Genomic DNA, 18,597 nt, shown 5'->3' on the forward strand with positions numbered 1-18,597 from the left:
CCGACACACCCCGCCTGGGTAGCCACCGCTGAGGCGAACAGCGCTTCCATCACCCTCGTGAGCAAGAGGACCACCATGATCGCTTTGGTCGACCCCCTTTCCAGCGGCGTCTTCCTCTCCTCCGCCCTCAGGGAACGTGGCCAGGACCGCGTACACGTCTACCAGAAACGCTTCTCAGGAACAGCCGGAAGCGACGCGAGCGCGCCTGTTCTGATCACGAGCGAAAACATGGCGGACACGGTAGCCGCACTGCGCCGGCGGGGTGTCCGGCACGTCGTTCCCGGCAGCGAGTTCGGCGTCGCGTTGGCCCATGACCTTGCGGAGGCACTGGGCCTGCCGCGCAACGAGGACGATACGGCCGCCGCGCGGCGGGACAAGGCATTGATGGGCGAAGCCCTACGCAGGGCCGGCGTGCCCTGCGCGGGGCAGGCCGTGGTGGGAACGGTGGACGACCTGACCAGGGCACTGCGGCGCCTTGGGCTTCCTGTGGTCGTGAAGCCCAGCCAGAGCTCCGGCAGCGACGGCTGCAGGGTGTGCTGGACGGAAACAGCGGCGGTGGCCCACTTCCTGGACATCCACCAACAGATGAACCTCGTGGGCCTGTCGAACGACAAGATCTTCGTACAGGAGTATCTGCCGGGCGAGCAGTACGTGGTGACGACGGTGAGTCTGGACGGCCGGCATGTGGTGTGTGAGGTGGCACGAAATGTCATCGAGGAGCTCGACGGCCTTCCGGTGCGCCGGTACAACGTCAGCTGCCCGAGCCTTGGGGCAGCCGAGCGGGACGTGGTGTCCTACACCCTCGACTGCCTGGACGCTCTGGGCATTCGCCACGGTGCCGCCAATGCGGACGTGCGCCTCACCTCCGACGGCCCGCGCCTCATCGAGGTCAATGCGCGCATCCTGGGGCCGGTGCTCCACCCCGATCCGTATTTCGCCGCGTTCGGCAGCAGCCAGCAGCACCTACTGGCGGAGAGTCTCGGCGACCCGGCCTCGTTCAAGGCCCGTTTCTCCCACACCTACGCCCCGCCGCAGGTGATGGGCAAGGCGTTCGTACGTTGCTGGGAGTCCGGAGTCCTTGCGGCGGTGCCAGGACTGTCATCCGTACGTCGGCTCCCGGGTTTCCACAGCGTGCAGGGACTGCCGTGCGTCGGGCAAGCGATCCGGAAGAGCACCCTGACCAAGGGCAAGACGGGGATCGTCTACTTCGTCCATCCCGAGGAGGCCGTGGTCCGGCAGTCTCTTGAGGCGCTGAGCAGACTGGAGGACGAAGGGGCCCTGTTCCGCGTCACGCCTGCACCGACCACGGGAAGTGGCTGTAGATGAACGACGTGTTCTCCTCGCTGGCCACGTGTGACAGCGAGACCACACAGCAGGTCGCATCAGTACTGCACTCCCGCAGGCAGGACCCGGATCAGTACCGGATGCTGCAGCGCTTCCTCACGTCCGTCGATGTCACCGCCGGGCCGCTGCTGGAGATCGGCTGTGGTTCCGGTGAACTGCTCACCGACCTCTGCGACCGGGCGCGTACCGCCACAGTCGTCGGCATCGACCACAGCGTCGACCTGTTGAGGATGGCTCGCCGATCGAACGGAACAGCGGAGAACCTCAGGCTCCTGGCAGCCGACGCGCATCGGCTGCCGTTCGCCGACGAGTCGTTCCCGCTGGTCCTCATGTACACGCTGCTCAGCCACACTCCGGACATCCGCTCGGTGCTCCAAGAGGCACACAGGGTGTGCCGCCAGGGAGGACAGATAGCCGTACTCGACGGCGACTACGCATCGACGGACTTCTCGCTGGGCCCGCACGATCCGCTGAACGCTTGCGTGGCCGCCTGGCGTGCACAGTACGTCGTGAACACGCACGACCTGCGATCCCTCCCGCGCCTGCTGGAGACGGCGGGCTTCCAGCTCACGCAGGCAGGTGCCCATGTCTACACAGCCGCGCACCCGGCCTACGCGTACACCATCATCGACCGAGGCGTGGACACGATGCTCGACAGCGGGATGATCGGCAAGGACCTGGCCCGCTCGCTGAAGGACGAAGCGCGACGCAGGGCACAGGACGAAGGGTTCGTCGGCAGCATCACCTACCGCTTCGCGCTGGCTCGCAGGGCGCCGTCCGCCCGTACGGCGCCCCCGAGAGCCTAGGAGCTGCGCATGCGTATCTGCATTGTGGGCGGGGGCACGGCCGCGGCATGTCTCGTCATGGCGCTCGCCCGCGCACTCGGTTCCCGGAACGTCGACCTCGTGATCGTGGAGCCCTCGGACCAGCTGTGGCGCGGCAGCGCGTACCGGATGGACCGTGACGAGATCGTGGTGAACGCCCCACCCGGCATGATGACGCTGGACCCGAACGATCCGGAGCACGCACAGCGCTGGGTCGCCCGTCACCACGACGGGAGCGGTGCTCCCAACCTGTGGACGCAGGAAACCTTTCCACCGCGGCATGTCTACGGCCGCTACCTGGAGGAAACCCTCTCCCGGACCCTGGACGACCTGACGGGTGCCGCCTGGCGTGTCACATGGCTGCGCCGACGCGTCGTGAGCGTCGCGCCCGACGGTGACAAGGCACTGGTGGGCCTGGAGGACGGGGCCACCGTCCCGTGCGACTACGCGGTGCTGTGCGTCGGAGACCCGTCCGGTTACGACCCCTACGGACTCGCTGGTCACCCGTCCTACATCACGCGGCCCTATCCCGTGGCGTCCACTCTTGACACCATTCATCCGTCGGCCTCCGTGGCCGTCATCGGCTGCGGGCTCACCGCTGTCGACGCCGTCCTGGGACTGCGGGCCCAAGGACATCAGGGGACGATCACACTGCTTTCGCGGGACGGCATCCTGGCCGCCGTGCGCCGACCACGACAGGTCGGGCGGCCGACGGTGATGACTCCGGAGATCGTCCGGGACCGGCTTGAGCGCTCGTCCTCACCTCTTCGGCTGTCCATGGTGGCCGCTCTGGCCCGGACAGAGGCACTTCGCGCCGGGGCCACGCCGGGGCAGATCGCCGCCGAGACATCCATGGCGGACTGGGGGTTGAGCCGTGTACGCCGACAACTCACCGACCGGGAACACGTACGGGACGTCGACTGGCTCCAGGTCACCACCTGGGCTCTGATCACCACCGTGCACCATTGGTGGCCGACTCTGCCCCCCAGCGATCGGCAGCAGTTCTTCCGCCGCTACCACCGACTGTGGACCAGCTTCACGTCCCCCATGCCCGCCGCGACCGCCGGCACACTCCTTGAGCTGGCCGACAACGGTCGGTTGCAAGTCCTACGCGGCCTTGAGAAGGTCACGCCCGCGAAGCAGGGGTTCCTGGTCACAGCGCAACATCGCACGGTGGAGGCCGACTTCGTGATCGCCGCCGCAACCGCGGCACCGACGGCCCACCCAGCCACGCCCCATGAACTGATGGACTCGCTGACCCGCAACGGGTGCGGACAACGGCACCCGGACGGTGGCCTGCGCGTACAGCCGGAAACCGGACGGCTCGTCGACCGGGGCGGTAGGCCCCAGCGGTCGCTTCTCGCCCTGGGCCACCTCACGAGCGGCACCCACTACTACATGTCCGGCGTACCGATGCTCGTATGGCGCAGCGAAGCGATCGCCGCGGCGATCGCCACCGATTCCTCCACCGGCGTGGCATCGGCCCCACCAGGTCTGCTTACCTCCTGAGCGCACGATTCGGCCTGTCCCCACGAACTCGCGCCGCACCGCCCACTCATACCCATAGGGGACCGAAGAACCCGTTCCCCGTGGCCCGCGACCGTGCGGGCCCTGTCAGACTGGTCCCCGGATCAGGCTCGGACAGGGAACGAGGAGGTCGCGGCCATGGTCGGTGACCAGCGGGACAGCGGGGCCGCACTGACGGTTCCGGTTCCGGAGTACGTTCAGGGGCGTCGGTCGGGACGACGTACCACGGGCCCCCTCGGCTGGGCCCTGATCGTCCTCGCCATGCTCACACTCCTGGTACTGGCACCGCTGTTCGGGGCGGGCTGACCGGCCCCGGAGGGGACCGACGACATCCGGGACTCGCCCGCCCTCGCCGTGGCCCAGAAGCTCCACGAGCTCGGCGCCAGCGTCACCGCCAGCGACCCCAAGGCCCTGGACAGCGCCCGCAAGCTCCATCCCGCACTCGACTACGCCGATGACCCGATCGCCGCCGCTCAGGACGCCGACCTCCTGCTTCACCTGACCGAATGGCGTGCGGCTCCGGCAGTTCCTTGCCCAGGCGGGCGAGCGGGGAGAAGGCCATCAGGAGGGGGGACACAAGCAGTCCGATGGCGGTCACCAGCAGGCCGGTACGCAATCCCCACCGGGCGGACAGAAAGCCGCCGAGCAGTGAGCCGAGCGGGGTCAGTCCCATGCCGACGAAATCGATCGTCGCGACGACGCGTCCCTGCATCCGGACCGGCGTGATGGCCTGCCGAACGGCCGTGACCGTGACATCGACCAGCTGACTGAACACGCCGAAGACGAAGTTGACCGCCATGAGCAGAGGGACCGTCGCGGGAGACGAGCCGCTCAGTGCGGGTACGCACAGCATCACGCCGTCGCCGAGCGCGGCCGAGGAGACCAGGACCATGCCGTAGCCGAACCTCGCAGGCAGCCTGGCGGCCAGGACCGAACCCAGGAGCGCACCCGGTCCCATCGCCGCGAGCACCAGGCCCACGGACGAACCCGGCAGGTGCAGCGTGTGGGACAGGAAGAGCAGATAGACCGTCATCAGGCCCGCGAAGAAGAACTGGAAACCTGCCGAGCACATGCCCACGGACCGCAACGAGGCGTCTTGGACGACGAACTGGAGCCCCTCCCGGATCTGCCGCCCTACGCGCGCAGGACGCTTGACGTGGTGAGTCAGGGGTTCGGGGCGCCGGATCCGCTTGATCGAGAGGAACGACAGGACGAAGAAGAACGTGCTCGCCAGGACGGCGAACGGTGCCGAGAGCAGAGACACCATCGCGCCGCCGAGCGCGGGGCCACCGATCTGCGCCGCTGATCTGCTGCCCTCAAGCGCGCTGTTGCCCTGCATCAACCGGTCGCGCTCCACCAGACGTACGAGCGACGCCTGGTAGGCCACATCGAAGAACACCGTGAGTACGCCGACGAGGAACGCGACGATGAGCAGCAACGGAATCCCGAGCACGCCCAGCAGCCAGGCGACCGGAAGGGCGGCGGGCAGCACCGCGCGGCCGAAGTCCGCCCACACCATCACGTTGCGGGACCGCCGCCGGTCCACCCACACGCCGACGAAGAGCGAGAACAGCAGGATCGGCACCTGCTGCACCGCGCGCAGCGCTCCGAGTTGGCCGGCATCGGCGTTGAGCGCCACCACGGCCACGAGCGGCAGCGTGACCTGAGCGGCTTGCGCCCCGAGCTGTGAGGCGGTCTGGCCGGCCCAGAGTCTGCGGAAGTCGGCATCGCGCCACAGGCCGGGGCGGGCAGGAGAGCTGGAGGGAGAGCTGGAAGGCACAGGCACAGGGGACCCCTTGAGCTGCTGAAAGAGCTGAACGAAGAAGCCCGCCACTCGGCGCATGCCGGATGGGTCCGTGCACGCACGCCGATACGTGGGGCGGGGAGGTTCGCTGTGCCGCAGATCAAGGGCAGCACGCGATGACAGGCCGGTCGCGGCCTAGAACGTCAACGCGCGCTCGGGTAACCGGGCATCTCAGCTCCTCGGGGGCCATGTTCTGTTCCGCTCCGCAGGCTACCCAGCGGCCGTCCGGGGGAGAAGCCGTTTACGGCGACGGCCCGTCACACGTGAAATGTCACGTGTGACGGGCCTGGCGGGGCATCACACGTGACATTTCAGGTGTGACGGGCCCGGGTGCGTTCCGCAGGGTTACGTCAGCGGCTCCACCCAGACATTGCGGTAGCGCACCTTGCTGCCGTGGTCCTGGAGGCGGATCGCCCCCGCCGTCGGACCTTCGGCCGCGCCGCCGCCCGTCGTCCCGTCGACCGCCACGTCGTCGTGCACCTTCTCGCCGTTCCACACCACGGTGACGCGGGCATCGGCGGTCTTCTTGCCCTCCGCGTCGAATCGGGCCGCGCGGAAGGTGATGTCGTACGTCTGCCAGGTCTCCGGCGCCGTCGCGGCGTTCACGTCCGGGGCCTTCTTCGTGTAGATCGCCCCGGCCTCGTTGTCGGCGGGAGTGGTGTCACCGTACGAGTCGAGGATCTGGACCTCGTACCGCTCCTGGAGGTACACGCCGCTGTTGGCGCGGTTCTGACCGGTGACGTCCGGCGGGAGGTTCGGGAGCCAGAATTCGACGTGCGCCCTGAAGTCCTGGAATCCCTGCTTCGTGCGGATGTCGCCGCCGGAGACCTCCATCGATCCGTCACCGGTCACCGGCCACCCCGCCGCCCGGCCGTCCGGGTGCTGCCAGGCCGCCCGGTCCGATCCGACGAACAGGGGGATGCGGGCGCCCTTGGGGTGGACGGTGATCAGGTCGAGGTTGACATGGCCGGTGTCGCCACCGTCGTACCGGTAGGTGACGGTGTTCCTTCCGGCGCGCAGGGGCAGCGGTTCGTTCCGCGTCGACCAGGTGTCCCAGTCGACGGTGGACAGCAGGCTCGTCTGCCGGACCTTGGCGCCGTTGACGTACACGCTCAGGCTCTTGGTGCCGGTGAAGGGGTTCGGCCCGTTGGAGTAGCGCAGGCCGACGTCGTACGTCCCGGCCTTCGCCGCGTCGACCTCGAAGGTGGTCGACGCCCCCTCGGCGCCGTACTTGTCGACGAATCCACTGCCCGAGTAGCCGGGGTGGTCGGTGTTGAAGCCGGCTCCGCCCGTCAGCGTCGCCTCCTCCGCCTCGTACTGGGTGGCCGGAGGCTGCTTGCCGGGGAGGGAGTTGAGCGTGTACCACGCCTCCGTGCTCCACAGGGGCTCGCCGCTCACCGAGCTGAAGGGGCGGGGGGAGCGTATGTGCACCACGCGGTTGGACTTCAGGCCGGGGATGTCGAGGGTGACCTTCTTGCGGTCCGGCGACAGGGTGGCCGACCGTACGGACAGGGTCTCCTCGCCCGCCTTGGGACCGCCGTAACCCGGCGTCGGTACGTAGTGCCACTGCTGGACCCGGTAGCCGGCGGCCAGCTTGGCCGCCGTCTCCTCCGAGAGCGGCTGGGTGTACTCCAGCTCGAACCCGCCCGGCTTCGCCCGCATGGCCAGGATGTCGAACGCCCTGTCGCCGCTGGGCGAGAGCTTCTGGAGCCCGTACGTCAGCTTGCCCTCCTGGCCCCAGTTGCCGCCCGCGCCCAGGCCACCGGCGTAGATCGCGCCGTCCGGGCCCATGCTGATCCGGTTGACCCCGGCTTCCAGGCCCTGGGTGAAGCGGAAGACGGCACCCTGGTACTCGCCCTTGACCTTCTCCAGGTACGCGCGCTGGATGCCTCCGTACGTCACGTCACCGAAGAGCATCTGCCCGGCGAACCTCCCCTCGGTCAGCTGGAGCGGGGTGCTGGGCGAGTTCGCTATCTCGTTCTGCGGCAGCCACAGCACCGGCTTGGTCACCGGCTTCGCGTCGAACGGGCCCTGCGGGTTGGTGTAGTGGTTGAAGAAGCGGTCCTGCTTGATGTGGAGGAGCTTCGACGACGGCAGCCAGCCGCCCTGGTTGTCCAGGACGAACATGTCGCCCTTCGGCCCCCACCCGATGCCGTTGGGGGTACGCAGGCCACCGGCGATGTATGACACCTCACCGGTCTTCCGGTTCACCTTGATCGTGGAGCCGCGGTTCTTCGCCGGCTGGGGATCGGTCGTCGCGCCGCCGTAGTTGATGGCGACCGACAGGTTGAGGTAGAAGAAGCCCTTCTTGTAGAGCAGTCCGAAGGCGAACTCATGGAAGTTTCCGCCGTAGGGCCATGTCGCGACGGTCCGCCGCTCGTCGATGACGTCGTCGCCGTCGGTGTCGCTCAGCTCGGTCAGCTCGTGCTTCTGGGACACATACAGCTTGCCGTCGACGGCCTTGATGCCCATCGGCTCCTTGAGGCCGCCGATGATCTTCTTGGTCGTCACCTTGCCGGGGTCGGTGTTCCCCCGCACGTTGTCGAGGAGATGGACCTCGCCCGCGGTGTTGGTGCTGCCGCCCCAGGTGGTCACGGCCAGCCGGCCGTCCGGCAGCCAGTCCATGGCGGTGACCTGCGGCTCGAAGCCAGGGGGGCGGAGATCGGTGAGGGTGTAGTCCGGGTGCACCGCGTTCAGGGGCAGCCCGTCGCCCGGTGAGTCGAGGACGCCCTCGCACTCCTTGCGGCCCGGTGCCGTGACCCGTACGACGTCGGCGTCCGTGCTCAGTACCGCGTTCGGTACGACCGCGAAGTCCGCGGCGCCCGGTGGCTTCCACGCCAGGGTGATCTGCTGCCCACCGGTGCGGTCGAAGTGATCGATGCGCAGCGAGTGGTGGCCCGCCTCCAGGGTGACCGTGCCGTCCTTGGGGTCCGCGCCGTGCAGACCGTCGTGATCGATGACCGGGCTGCCGTCGATGAGCAGCCGTGATCCGTCGTCGCTGGTCAGCCGGAAGGTGTACGCGCCGGTCTGCGGGACGTCGATGTTGCCGGTCACCTGGGTGACGAAGCGGTCCTCGAAGCCGAAGTCCCCGGCCGCGCTCCAGTCGATCGTCGGCATCAGCTTGTCGACGTTCGGGGTCTGTCCGGTCTTGATGTCGCACAACTTGCCGAGCGGTACCTGTACGTCGAAGACGCGCAGTGTGACACCGGGTTCCTGCGGCGGGAGCTCGGCCGGGACCGCAGGTTCGGCGGTGGCCGGTGACGCGTGGGCGGTCACCGGTGACATGCCGGTCGCGGTCATCGGTGACATGTCACCGGCGGTCGACGACATGTCGGACGCGGCCGATGACATGCCACCGGTGACCGATGGCCCGTCGGCGGCGGCGGGCGACGAGGCGAAGCCGCCGACGAGGAACGAGAGGACGAGCAGCCCCGTCAGGCGACTGCGCAAGCGTTGGTACAGCCGTGGATTCATCCTGCCTCCTGGCCCCCCGGGACGAGGAGCGTGTAGTGGCGATGGGTGCGGGTCACCCGTGAGCGTCCGGGTGATCGTTCGATCAGTGCGTTCCTGTGGCGCCGTACCTGAGCGAAACTCCGACGGTTGCGCCGGACAGAGTAGGAGGCTTCTGCTCGTGCCGTCCATGCTTTGTCACCACAGTGTTCAAAGTCCGGGTGGGAGAAGTGCGGGGAGGGAAGCGGAGGCCCTAGGTTGGGGCCATGACCGAAGTGCTGCTTTCCGCGGGTGTGGTGGAGTACGAGGACACGGGTGGCGACGGGCCGGTGGTGGTCCTTCTGCACGGCGTCGCCATGGACGGCTCGCTGTGGCGCCATGTCGTCGGCGAACTCCGCTCCGGCTTCCGGTGCGTCGTGCCGACCCTCCCTCTCGGCGGTCACCGCAGGCCCATGCGCCCCGACGCCGACCTGTCGGTCCTCGGGGTGGCCCGGATCGTCGCGGAGTTCCTCGACGCACTCGAACTCCAGGACGTCACCCTGGTCATGAGCGACTGGGGCGGGGCACAGGCCCTCGTCGCGGACGGACGGGACCGGCGGATCGGGAAGCTGGTCATCACGTCCTGCGAGGCGTTCGACAACTTCCCGCCCGGACTGCCCGGCGGCAATCTGTACGCCGCGGCCAAGGTGCCCGGAGGTCTGATGGCCGCCTTCGCCCTGCTGAAGCTCACGCCGATGCGGCGGCTGCCCGTCACCTGGGGATGGATGACCAAGCGGCCCGTTCCGCAAGAGGTGATGGACGCCTGGTTCCGTCCGCTGTGGTCGTCGCGGGAGATCCGGCGCGACCTGCGCACCTACGTCCTCGGAGTGCCACCCAAGGCGGAACTCCTGCGCTGGGCCGAGGCGTTGCGCACGTTCGACCGGCCCGCCCTCGTCGTATGGGCGGCCGAGGACAAGGTCATGCCGCCGGAGCACGGGCGGCGGCTGGCGGACCTCCTCCCACAGGGGAGGCTGGTGGAGGTGGCCGACAGCTACACGCTCATTCCGGAGGATCAGCCCGTCGTACTCGCCGCGCACATCCGGGCGTTCCTGGAGGGTGACGGCGGAGCGTAGACGCTGTCCCGGCTTCCGGGCGTCGCCCGAAGCGGGCCCGGATCGGCTGTCCCGGCTTCGGGCGGGCGCCGCGCGGGTCCGGACCGATCCCGGCCGTTCCGGCATTCGGCTGTCCCGGCTTCGGGCGGGCGCCGGGCGGGTCCGGACCGACCCCGGCCGTCCCGGCTCCGGCTGTCCTGGCTTCCGGCTGTCCCGGCTTCCGGTGGACGCCCGCGCGGGCCCGGCTTCCGGCCGACGTCAACGCCTTCGCGGGCCCGGAGGCGTCCTGTTTCCGTAACGTCCCTGTATCCGAGTCCTGATGGTGCAACAGTTCGGTACCACCCCGGACGACGCCGCCAAGCGATCGTATGATCGCTGCGGTGTCGATGAGGTGAGGGTGGTAACTCGTGATATTTCACGGTCCGTTACACAGATTCCGGTACGGAGCTCCCCTGTTGCTTCTGCCCCTGCTGCTGGCAGGGTGTTCCGGCGGCGGCGCTGAGTCGGACGCGCAGGGGAAGGGCTCATCGGGCACACCGGCATCCGGCTCACCGGCATCCGGCTCACCGTCCGGATCGGCCGCCGATTCACCGTCCGGATCGGCATCCGGCTCACCGTCCGCCCCCTCATCCGGACCCGCGCCCTCCTCCGCACTCGTCGACGCCGACCCGGCCAGGCTGCCGAAGAACCGGAGCGCCGCCCTCGCCCTCATCGACAAGGTCATCGCCGAGCCCGACAGCTTCGGCCCCGGAGTGGTGAAGCGGAGCCCGTACGAGAGCGACCCGGCCACCTGGCCCGTCCTGGGGGCCGACTGCGTCTGGGCGCAGCAGAAGCCCGCGCGCAACGTCCTGGCCACCGTCACCCGCAATTTCGAGGTGCCCGCGGCGAAGGGCAGGGGACCGGTCCGGCTGGCGGCCGTCGTCACCGTGCACCGCACCCGGCAGGACGCGGAGTGGGAGATGGCCGAGTCCCTGGAGGAGACGATGCGCTGCCCCACCCAGCAGTTGCGGCAAGGGGAACTCATCGGCTCGATGATCTCCGCCGCGCTGCTCCAGGGCGAGAGCACGCAGAGCAACTCCGAGGATTCGCTGGCCGAGACGGGACAGTTCCAGAGCGAGGAGCTCGGCGGACCGCACCCCTATGCCTGGCAGCAGGCGCAGACCCTTCAGTTCACCGTCGCGGTGACCGGCAAGGGGGCGAAGGGGCGCACCGACAAGGAGCTGGAAGACCTGGTCACCCAGGCGCAGGCCGCCATGCTGGTCCGGCTCGAATCCGCCATCGAGAAGCAGAGCTGAGGCACCCCTGATGGACGAACTGAGGCCGTCGGACCCGTCGCACATCGGCGGGCACCGGCTCCTGGGCCGCCTCGGAGCGGGCGGCATGGGCGTCGTCTACCTGGGGCGTACGGAAGCGGGGGCGCTCGCCGCCATCAAGGTGATCCTGCCCGAGTACGCCGGGGACGACGACTTCCGTACCCGCTTCCGCCGCGAGGTCGCGGCGGCCCGCAGTGTGCACAGTCCGTGGGCGGTCCCGGTCACCGGAGCGGAGACCGAGGGCGAACGCCCGTGGCTGGCAACGGCGTTCGTGCCGGGACCCGCGCTCTCGGACGCCGTGGCGCGGCGCGGACCGCTGCCCGCCCGCAGCGTCAGGGTGCTCGGCCGGCTGCTCTCCCGCGCCCTGACCGCCGTACACGAGGCCGGACTTGTCCACCGCGATGTGAAGCCGGGCAATGTCCTGCTCACCGCCGACGGTCCCCGCCTCATCGACTTCGGTATCGCGCGGGCCGCCGACGCCACCGCGCTGACCACCACCGACCTCGTGGTCGGCACCCCCGGCTTCCTCTCGCCCGAGCAGGCCACCGGGGGCGGCACCACCGCCGGACCCGCCAGTGACGTCTTCTCGCTCGGCTGCCTCCTCGCGTACGCGGCCACCGGGCGGCCCCCGTTCGGCAGCGGGGCCGTGGACGCCCTGCTCTACCGCACCGTGCACGACCGACCGGACCTCGGCGGGATCGACGACGCCGAACTGCGCACCCTGCTGACCGCCTGTCTGGCCAAGGACCCGGGGGAGCGGCCGACGGCGGCACAGCTCGACGCGCGCATCGCCGAGGACGTACCGGGCGGGTCGGTCGAGTGGCTGCCCGAGGACGTCGTACGGCTGATCGCCGACCGGTCCGCCGCGATGCTCGCACTGCCGGACATCGACGCCACCGTGGCCGAGGAGCCCGTGGCGCCCGCCCGTCCCGACAGACGGCGTTTCCTCCTCCTCACCTCCGTCGCGGCGGTGGGTCTCGCCGGAACCGCCTACGCCGCCGTACAGGTGGCGGGCGAGGACACCGAGGACGCCCCGAAGCGGGGCGGGTCCGGCGAGCGGGACTGGATCATCGGCGTGCACGCCGACCTGACGGGCCCTCAAGCAGCGAGGGGGAAGGCCCAGGAACGGGGCGTCCGGCTCGCCGTCGAGCGGTTCAACTCCCGCGGGAACAAGCCCTTCACGCTCATCGTGAAGGCGCTGGACGACCGGGGGGACGCCGCCCGTTCGGCGCGCGTCGCCGAGCTGTTCGCACGCGACCCGGACGTGCTCGCGGTGATCGGCCCGACCGGTGACGCCGCGACCGGAGCGGCGCTGCCCGCCTACGACGAGGCGATGCTGGCGGTGCTCACGGTGTCGTCACTGGCGATGGCGTACGCCCCCAGGTCCAAGAAGTCGTTCTTCCAGGCCGCTCCGTCCTGGGGGGCGCTCTCCGCGCCGATCGTCAACCGGCTCCTGCTGCGCCCCGACGTCGAGCGCCTCGGTGTGCTCATGGACCGCTCCGGCGGGCAGTCCGCCTACCAGGTGGGTTACGCGACCAACCTGATGACCCCCACCCTCACCACCGGGACCACCTATCCGCGCGTGGTGCCCGCCGGGACGAGGGACCTCGCGCCGGTCATCGAGGACATGGTCGCGCACAGGAGCGACGCGATCTTCTACGCGGGTGACGCGGCCGGAGCCGCCCGCACGGCCGTCGCGCTCGCCGGAACCTCGTTCAAGGGGCCGTGCATCGCCCAGCACACCGTCATGGGACCGGACTTCCTCGCGGCTGCCGGAGCCGCGGCCACCGGGTGGGAGTTCATCTCCCCGTACACGGACGCGTCGGCGCCCGCCGCCAAGGAGTTCACCGCCGCACACCGCGCGCGCTTCGGCGCCGAGCCCGCGCCGTGGGCCGCCGAGGCGTACGACGTGGCCGGGCTCGTGGCCCAGGCGCTGGTCTCCCTCGCCCGTGGAGGAAAGGCGACGGGGAAGCCGACGGGGAAGCCGACGGGGAAGCCGGACGGGACCGAGGGGCCGGAGGGGACCGAGGGGAAGCAGGCGTCGGGGAAGCCGGAGGAGGCCGAAGGGAAGAAGGCGTCGGGGAGCACCGGCGCTTCGCCGGAAGCCCGCCGCCCCGTGCGGCCCGGCCGGGCCGCTGTCGTCGCCGAGATCGCCGCCTCACCGTACGAGGGAATCTCCCGCACCTACGCCTTCGACAAGAGGCAGGCGCTGGTGGGCCAGGACGCCCACCTCTACCGTGTCGAGAACGGCCGCTACCGCTATCTCGGCGCGGCCCCGAAGCCCACGACCTGACATGAAGCCGCTCACCTCGGACGACCCGCGCGTCATCGGCGAGTACCGCACCCTGGTCCGGCTCGGCGCGGGCGGCATGGGCGTGGTGTACCTGGCCAGATCGCCGGGCGGCGCGCTCGCCGCGGTGAAGGTGATCCGCGCCGAGCACGCCGCCGACCCCGGCTTCCGGGCCCGCTTCCGCCGCGAGGCCGAGGCCGCCGCGCGGATCACCGGGCCATGGGTGGTGCCGGTCACCGGCGCCGACACGGAGGCCCGGGAACCGTGGCTGGCCACCGCGTTCGTGCCCGGCCCCTCGCTCGCCGAGACGATCGGGACACAGGGCGCCCTGCCCGCCGCCACCGTGCGGGCACTCGGCGCCCGGCTCGCGGCGGCCCTCGTCGCGGTGCACGGGGCGGGGCTCGTCCACCGCGACGTCAAACCCGGCAATGTGCTCCTCGCCCTCGACGGGCCCCGGCTCATCGACTTCGGCATCGCGCGCCACGAGGGTGCCACCGCGCTCACCGCGACCGATGCGGTGATCGGCACGCCCGGCTACCTCGCCCCCGAACAGGCGTCGGCCGGGCCCGTCGGACCGGCGTGCGACGTCTTCTCGCTCGGCTGCGTCCTGGTGTACGCGGCCACCGGGCGGCGCCCGTTCGGCGACGGTGCGGCGGCGGGGGTCCTGTTCCGTACGGTGCACGAGGAACCGGACCTGCGGGGCCTGCCGCCCGGACTGCGCGCCCTCACCGCCGCCTGCCTGGCCAAGGACCCGTCCGCCCGGCCGACCGCCGACCAGGTGTACCGGGCGCTGGCCGACGAGGCGTATCCGGGACAGGCGCGCCCGGGACAGGCGCATCCCGACCCTTCGCATCCGGACCCTCCGGACCCTCCGGACCCTCCGGACCCTCCGGACCCTCCGGACCCTCCGGACCCTCCGGACCCTCCGGACCCTCCGGACCCTTCGTATCCTGACCCTCCGGACCCTTCGCATCCGGACCCGGCGGCGGAGGCGGACCGCTGGATGCCGGCGGGGCTGCCCGCGCTGATCGCCGAGCGCGCGGCCCTCGCCCTCGCGCTGCCCGACCCCGAGACCCCGCCCGCCCCGGTGGCGCCCGGCACCGGGGCGGCACCCGGCCCCTCGCGGCGGCGCCTGCTCGCCGCCTCGGCGGCCGGAGCCGTCCTCCTCGCGGGCGGTGGCACCGCCGCCTGGATGGCCCGGCGGCGCGGCCAGGTGAACGGCCCGTCGACCAGGACCGCGAACCGCCCCACGTACACGCTCGGCCTGCACGCCGACCTCACCGGACCCGGCCGCGCCACCGGCCTCGCGCACCAGCGGGGCGTCCAGCTCGCCGTCGCCGACCACAACTCCCGTACCGGCGCGCCCTTCCGGCTCGCCCTGCGCACGGAGGACGACGCGGGGGACGCGGCCCGAGCACGCCGGGCGGCCGACCGACTGGCCGCCGATCCCCGCGTCCTCGCGGTCATCGGACCCAGTGCCGACGTCACCGCCGAAGACGTCGTCGCCCGCTACAAGAAGGCACGGCTGGCCATGGTCGTCGTCGCGGCGGGCTCCACCACCGCCGATTTCTTCGCGAGCCCGGTCCTGTATGTCACCCGCCCCTTCGACGACAGCCTCGGCATCGGCCTCATCAGCTACCTGATCCACACCCGCCCCGCCGAGCGGATCATCCTGATCGCCGACGAGGACGACCCGCGGCGCAGCTGGGGCATCCGCCAGATCTTCAGCGACGCACCCGTCGCGGGAGCCGCCCTCACCACCCGCACCGTCGCCGCCGGGCAGGGCTTCGGCCCGGCGGCCCGGGCGGTCGTCGGCGCGAAGGCGGACGCCGTGGTGTACGCGGGCGGCTCACCCACCCGGGCGGCGCGCTGCGCCACCGCCCTCACCTCCGCCGGGTTCACCGGCACCCGCGTCAGCGCCGGTCCCGTCCTCGCTCCCGCCTTCCTGAAGAAGGCGGGGAAGGCCGCCGAAGGATGGGTCTTCGCCGAGGCGTACGCCGACCCCCTGGCGCTCCCCGCCGCGAAGAAGTTCACCGCCGCGCACCAAAAGCGCTACGGGGCGCCGCCCGCCATCTGGTCCGCCGAGGCGTACGACGCGGTCGGACTGATCGCCGCTGCCGCCGAGACCACCAGCGCCACCGGAGCGGACCGCGGCGGGATCGCCCAGCGGCTGTTCCGCACCCGGTACCGGGGCATCGTCCGTGCCCTGTCCTTCCACGACACCCGAGCGGTGCGGTTCGACAACGGGATCTTCCTCTACCGGATCGCGTCCGGGCGGCCCGTGTTCCTGGGCCCCTACGGCGAGGTGTGAAGCGGAGCTGCGGCCGCGCTTAAGAAAACCTCGATGGACCTGAGGCGCGGGGTGCGGCAGATTTCTCCGTGACGGCAGCGGCAGGGCGATGTGCGGTGGCCACCCACGTGCGCCCCGGTCCGTGCCCGGCTCAGCGCCGCTCCGCCGTCCCTCTCGACTTCCCCGGGCCGCGGGCTGCCTCGACGCCGCCCCGGCCCGGGGCATCCACCACCGCGTACCACGTGCAGGGAGCCGCAGCCGTGAAGGCACTCGTGAAGCAGAAGGCCGAGCCCGGTCTGTGGCTGATGGACGTCCCGGAGCCGGAGATCGGCCCGGGCGACGTACTCATCAAGGTCCTGCGTACCGGCATCTGCGGCACCGATCTGCACATCCGGGCCTACGACGGCTGGGCGCAGCAGGCGGTGCGCACCCCGCTCGTCCTGGGCCACGAGTTCGTCGGCGAGGTCGCCGAACTCGGCGCCGATGTCGCCGACATCAAGGTCGGCGACCTGGTCAGCGGCGAGGGCCACCTGGTCTGCGGGAAGTGCCGCAACTGTCTCGCCGGACGCCGCCACCTCTGCCGCTCCACCCTCGGGCTCGGCGTCGGCCGCGACGGGGCGTTCGCCGAGTACGTCGCACTGCCCGCCGCCAACGTGTGGGTGCACCGAGTCCCCGTCGACCTGGACATCGCCGCGATCTTCGACCCGTTCGGCAACGCGGTCCACACCGCGCTGTCCTTCCCGCTGGTCGGCGAGGACGTCCTCATCACCGGCGCGGGCCCCATCGGGATCATGGCCGCGGCCGTCGCCCGGCACGCCGGCGCCCGCAACGTCGTCATCACCGACGTCAGCGAGGCCCGGCTGGAACTGGCCCGCAAGGTCGGTGTCAGCCTGGCCCTCAACGTCGGCGAGGAGACCATCGCCGACGGGCAGCGCCACCTCGGGCTGCGGGAGGGCTTCGACATCGGACTGGAGATGTCCGGCCGCCCCGAGGCGATGCGCGACATGATCGCGAACATGACGCACGGCGGCCGGATCGCCATGCTCGGACTGCCGTCCGAGGAGTTCGCCGTCGACTGGTCCCGTGTCGTCACCTCGATGATCACGATCAAGGGCATCTACGGCCGGGAGATGTACGAGACCTGGTACGCCATGTCCGTACTGCTGGAGGGCGGTCTCGACCTCGCCCCCGTGATCACCGGACGGTACGACTACCGCGACTTCGAAGCGGCCTTCGACGACGCCGCGAGCGGTCTCGGCGGCAAGGTCATCCTCGACTGGACCTCCTGAACCCTAAGGATTCACGCATGTTCGACTCCGTACGCGACGACCTGCGCACCACCCTCGACGAGATCAGGGCCGCCGGGCTGCACAAGCCCGAGCGCGTGATCGGCACCCCGCAGTCCGCCACCGTGGCCGTCACCTCCGGCGGCCGTCCCGGTGAGGTGCTCAACTTCTGCGCCAACAACTACCTGGGCCTCGCCGACCACCCCGAGGTCGTCGCCGCCGCCCACGAGGCGCTGGACCGCTGGGGCTACGGGCTGGCCTCGGTCCGCTTCATCTGCGGCACCCAGGAGGTCCACAAGGAGCTGGAGCAGCGGCTGTCGTCGTTCCTCGGCCAGGAGGACACGATCCTCTACTCCTCCTGCTTCGACGCCAACGGCGGCGTGTTCGAGACCCTGCTCGGCCCCGAGGACGCGGTCATCTCCGACGCCCTCAACCACGCCTCGATCATCGACGGCATCCGCCTCTCCAAGGCCAAGCGCTTCCGCTACGCCAACCGCGACATGGCCGACCTGGAGCAGCAGCTCAAGGAGGCGTCCGGAGCCCGGCGCCGGCTCGTCGTCACCGACGGCGTGTTCTCCATGGACGGATACGTCGCCCCGCTGCGCGAGATCTGCGACCTGGCCGACCGCTACGACGCCATGGTGATGGTCGACGACTCGCACGCCGTCGGCTTCGTCGGACCCGGCGGGCGCGGCACCCCCGAACTGCACGGCGTCATGGACCGCGTCGACATCATCACGGGCACCCTCGGCAAGGCGCTCGGCGGTGCGTCCGGCGGCTATGTCGCGGCCCGCGCCGAGATCGTCGCGCTGCTGCGCCAGCGCTCGCGCCCGTACCTCTTCTCCAACTCCCTCGCCCCGGTCATCGCCGCCGCCTCCCTCAAGGTCATCGACCTGCTGGAGTCCGCCGGTGACCTGCGCGAGCAGCTGAACGCCAACACCGCGCTCTTCCGTACCCGGATGACCGAGGAGGGCTTCGACATCCTGCCCGGCGACCACGCCATCGCCCCCGTCATGATCGGGGACGCGGCGAAGGCAGGCCGGATGGCGGAACTGCTCCTGGAGCGCGGTGTGTACGTGATCGGGTTCTCGTACCCGGTCGTCCCCGACGGCGCGGCCCGCATCCGCGTCCAGCTCTCGGCAGCGCACTCCACCGACGACGTGAACCGTGCCGTGGACGCGTTCGTCGACGCGCGGGCGGCGCTCGGCGAGTAGCGGTACCGGAGCCTCGGTCCGGGAGGCCGGGCCGGGGCCCACGGCCGGGACGCCGGTCCGGGCCCGTGGTCCGGGCGTCGGGCCGGGATCCCGCGCCGGGCTTCCCCCCTCACCGCGGGCCACCGCGCCGGCCCGGGGGCGTCCGGGCCCCGGGCCCCGGTTCG

At 70.8% G+C, this 18,597-nt stretch carries 11 protein-coding genes and 2 pseudogenes; 11 read left to right on the top strand and 2 right to left on the bottom strand.

Annotated features, from left to right (window positions below):
• Window positions 1–57 precede the first annotated feature (57 nt).
• From OG251_RS31740 to OG251_RS31760, 5 genes and pseudogenes are all read left to right on the top strand, one after another.
• Entirely contained in the window at window positions 58–1,326 is a 1,269-nt protein-coding gene (locus OG251_RS31740; protein ID WP_326680319.1) for an ATP-grasp domain-containing protein, read from the top strand.
• Window positions 1,323–2,150: a methyltransferase domain-containing protein gene (locus tag OG251_RS31745; RefSeq protein WP_326680320.1), complete on the top strand. Its 828-nt coding sequence runs from the start codon at window positions 1,323–1,325 to the stop codon at window positions 2,148–2,150. The genes OG251_RS31740 and OG251_RS31745 overlap by 4 nt, the downstream gene beginning before the upstream one ends.
• A 9-nt stretch (window positions 2,151–2,159) precedes the next feature.
• A complete protein-coding gene (locus OG251_RS31750; protein ID WP_326680321.1) occupies window positions 2,160–3,677 on the top strand; it encodes an FAD/NAD(P)-binding protein in 1,518 nt (505 codons plus the stop codon).
• A 156-nt stretch (window positions 3,678–3,833) separates the two neighbouring features.
• Entirely contained in the window at window positions 3,834–4,001 is a 168-nt protein-coding gene (locus tag OG251_RS31755; RefSeq protein WP_326680322.1) for a hypothetical protein, read from the top strand.
• Between the two features lie 48 nt (window positions 4,002–4,049).
• Window positions 4,050–4,151: pseudogene (locus OG251_RS31760) on the top strand (hypothetical protein); the annotation flags it as partial.
• Between the two features lie 58 nt (window positions 4,152–4,209).
• Here OG251_RS31760 and OG251_RS31765 read toward each other — a convergent pair.
• Window positions 4,210–5,475, bottom strand: a pseudogene (locus tag OG251_RS31765) (MFS transporter); the annotation flags it as partial.
• Window positions 5,476–5,844: 369 nt separating this feature from the next.
• On the bottom strand, window positions 5,845–8,784 hold the full coding sequence (locus OG251_RS31770) for a family 16 glycoside hydrolase (RefSeq protein WP_326681479.1): 2,940 nt from the start codon (window positions 8,782–8,784) through the stop codon (window positions 5,845–5,847).
• Between the two features lie 431 nt (window positions 8,785–9,215).
• Between OG251_RS31770 and OG251_RS31775 the strand changes: the two genes are divergently transcribed.
• From OG251_RS31775 to OG251_RS31800, 6 genes are all read left to right on the top strand, one after another.
• Entirely contained in the window at window positions 9,216–10,061 is an 846-nt protein-coding gene (locus tag OG251_RS31775) for an alpha/beta fold hydrolase (RefSeq protein WP_326680323.1), read from the top strand.
• A 440-nt stretch (window positions 10,062–10,501) separates the two neighbouring features.
• Window positions 10,502–11,335 carry a hypothetical protein gene (locus tag OG251_RS31780; RefSeq protein WP_326681480.1) on the top strand — a complete coding sequence of 278 codons (834 nt, stop codon included), beginning with the start codon at window positions 10,502–10,504 and terminating at the stop codon, window positions 11,333–11,335.
• Between the two features lie 10 nt (window positions 11,336–11,345).
• Window positions 11,346–13,646 carry a bifunctional serine/threonine-protein kinase/ABC transporter substrate-binding protein gene (locus tag OG251_RS31785; protein WP_326680324.1) on the top strand — a complete coding sequence of 767 codons (2,301 nt, stop codon included), beginning with the start codon at window positions 11,346–11,348 and terminating at the stop codon, window positions 13,644–13,646.
• Between the two features lies 1 nt (window position 13,647).
• Entirely contained in the window at window positions 13,648–15,954 is a 2,307-nt protein-coding gene (locus OG251_RS31790; RefSeq protein ID WP_326680325.1) for a protein kinase domain-containing protein, read from the top strand.
• 239 nt (window positions 15,955–16,193) lie between these two features.
• Window positions 16,194–17,222: an L-threonine 3-dehydrogenase gene (tdh, locus tag OG251_RS31795; protein ID WP_326680326.1), complete on the top strand. Its 1,029-nt coding sequence runs from the start codon at window positions 16,194–16,196 to the stop codon at window positions 17,220–17,222.
• Window positions 17,223–17,239: 17 nt separating this feature from the next.
• Window positions 17,240–18,433, top strand: a complete 1,194-nt coding sequence (locus tag OG251_RS31800) for a glycine C-acetyltransferase (protein ID WP_073719135.1) — start codon at window positions 17,240–17,242, stop codon at window positions 18,431–18,433.
• The last annotated feature ends 164 nt before the right edge of the window (window positions 18,434–18,597 follow it).

Source organism: Streptomyces sp. NBC_01237 (assembly GCF_035917275.1).
GTDB lineage: Bacteria > Actinomycetota > Actinomycetes > Streptomycetales > Streptomycetaceae > Streptomyces.

What these genes read in the sequence shown, in the direction of transcription:
- OG251_RS31745 (WP_326680320.1), top strand. Translation starts at nt 1,323, where the DNA reads ATGAACGACGTGTTCTCCTCGCTGGCCACGTGTGACAGCGAGACCACA.
- OG251_RS31750 (WP_326680321.1), top strand. Translation starts at nt 2,160, where the DNA reads ATGCGTATCTGCATTGTGGGCGGGGGCACGGCCGCGGCATGTCTCGTC.
- OG251_RS31755 (WP_326680322.1), top strand. Translation starts at nt 3,834, where the DNA reads ATGGTCGGTGACCAGCGGGACAGCGGGGCCGCACTGACGGTTCCGGTT.
- OG251_RS31770 (WP_326681479.1), bottom strand. Translation starts at nt 8,784, where the DNA reads ATGTCACCGGTGACCGCCCACGCGTCACCGGCCACCGCCGAACCTGCG.
- OG251_RS31775 (WP_326680323.1), top strand. Translation starts at nt 9,216, where the DNA reads ATGACCGAAGTGCTGCTTTCCGCGGGTGTGGTGGAGTACGAGGACACG.
- OG251_RS31785 (WP_326680324.1), top strand. Translation starts at nt 11,346, where the DNA reads ATGGACGAACTGAGGCCGTCGGACCCGTCGCACATCGGCGGGCACCGG.
- OG251_RS31790 (WP_326680325.1), top strand. Translation starts at nt 13,648, where the DNA reads ATGAAGCCGCTCACCTCGGACGACCCGCGCGTCATCGGCGAGTACCGC.
- OG251_RS31800 (WP_073719135.1), top strand. Translation starts at nt 17,240, where the DNA reads ATGTTCGACTCCGTACGCGACGACCTGCGCACCACCCTCGACGAGATC.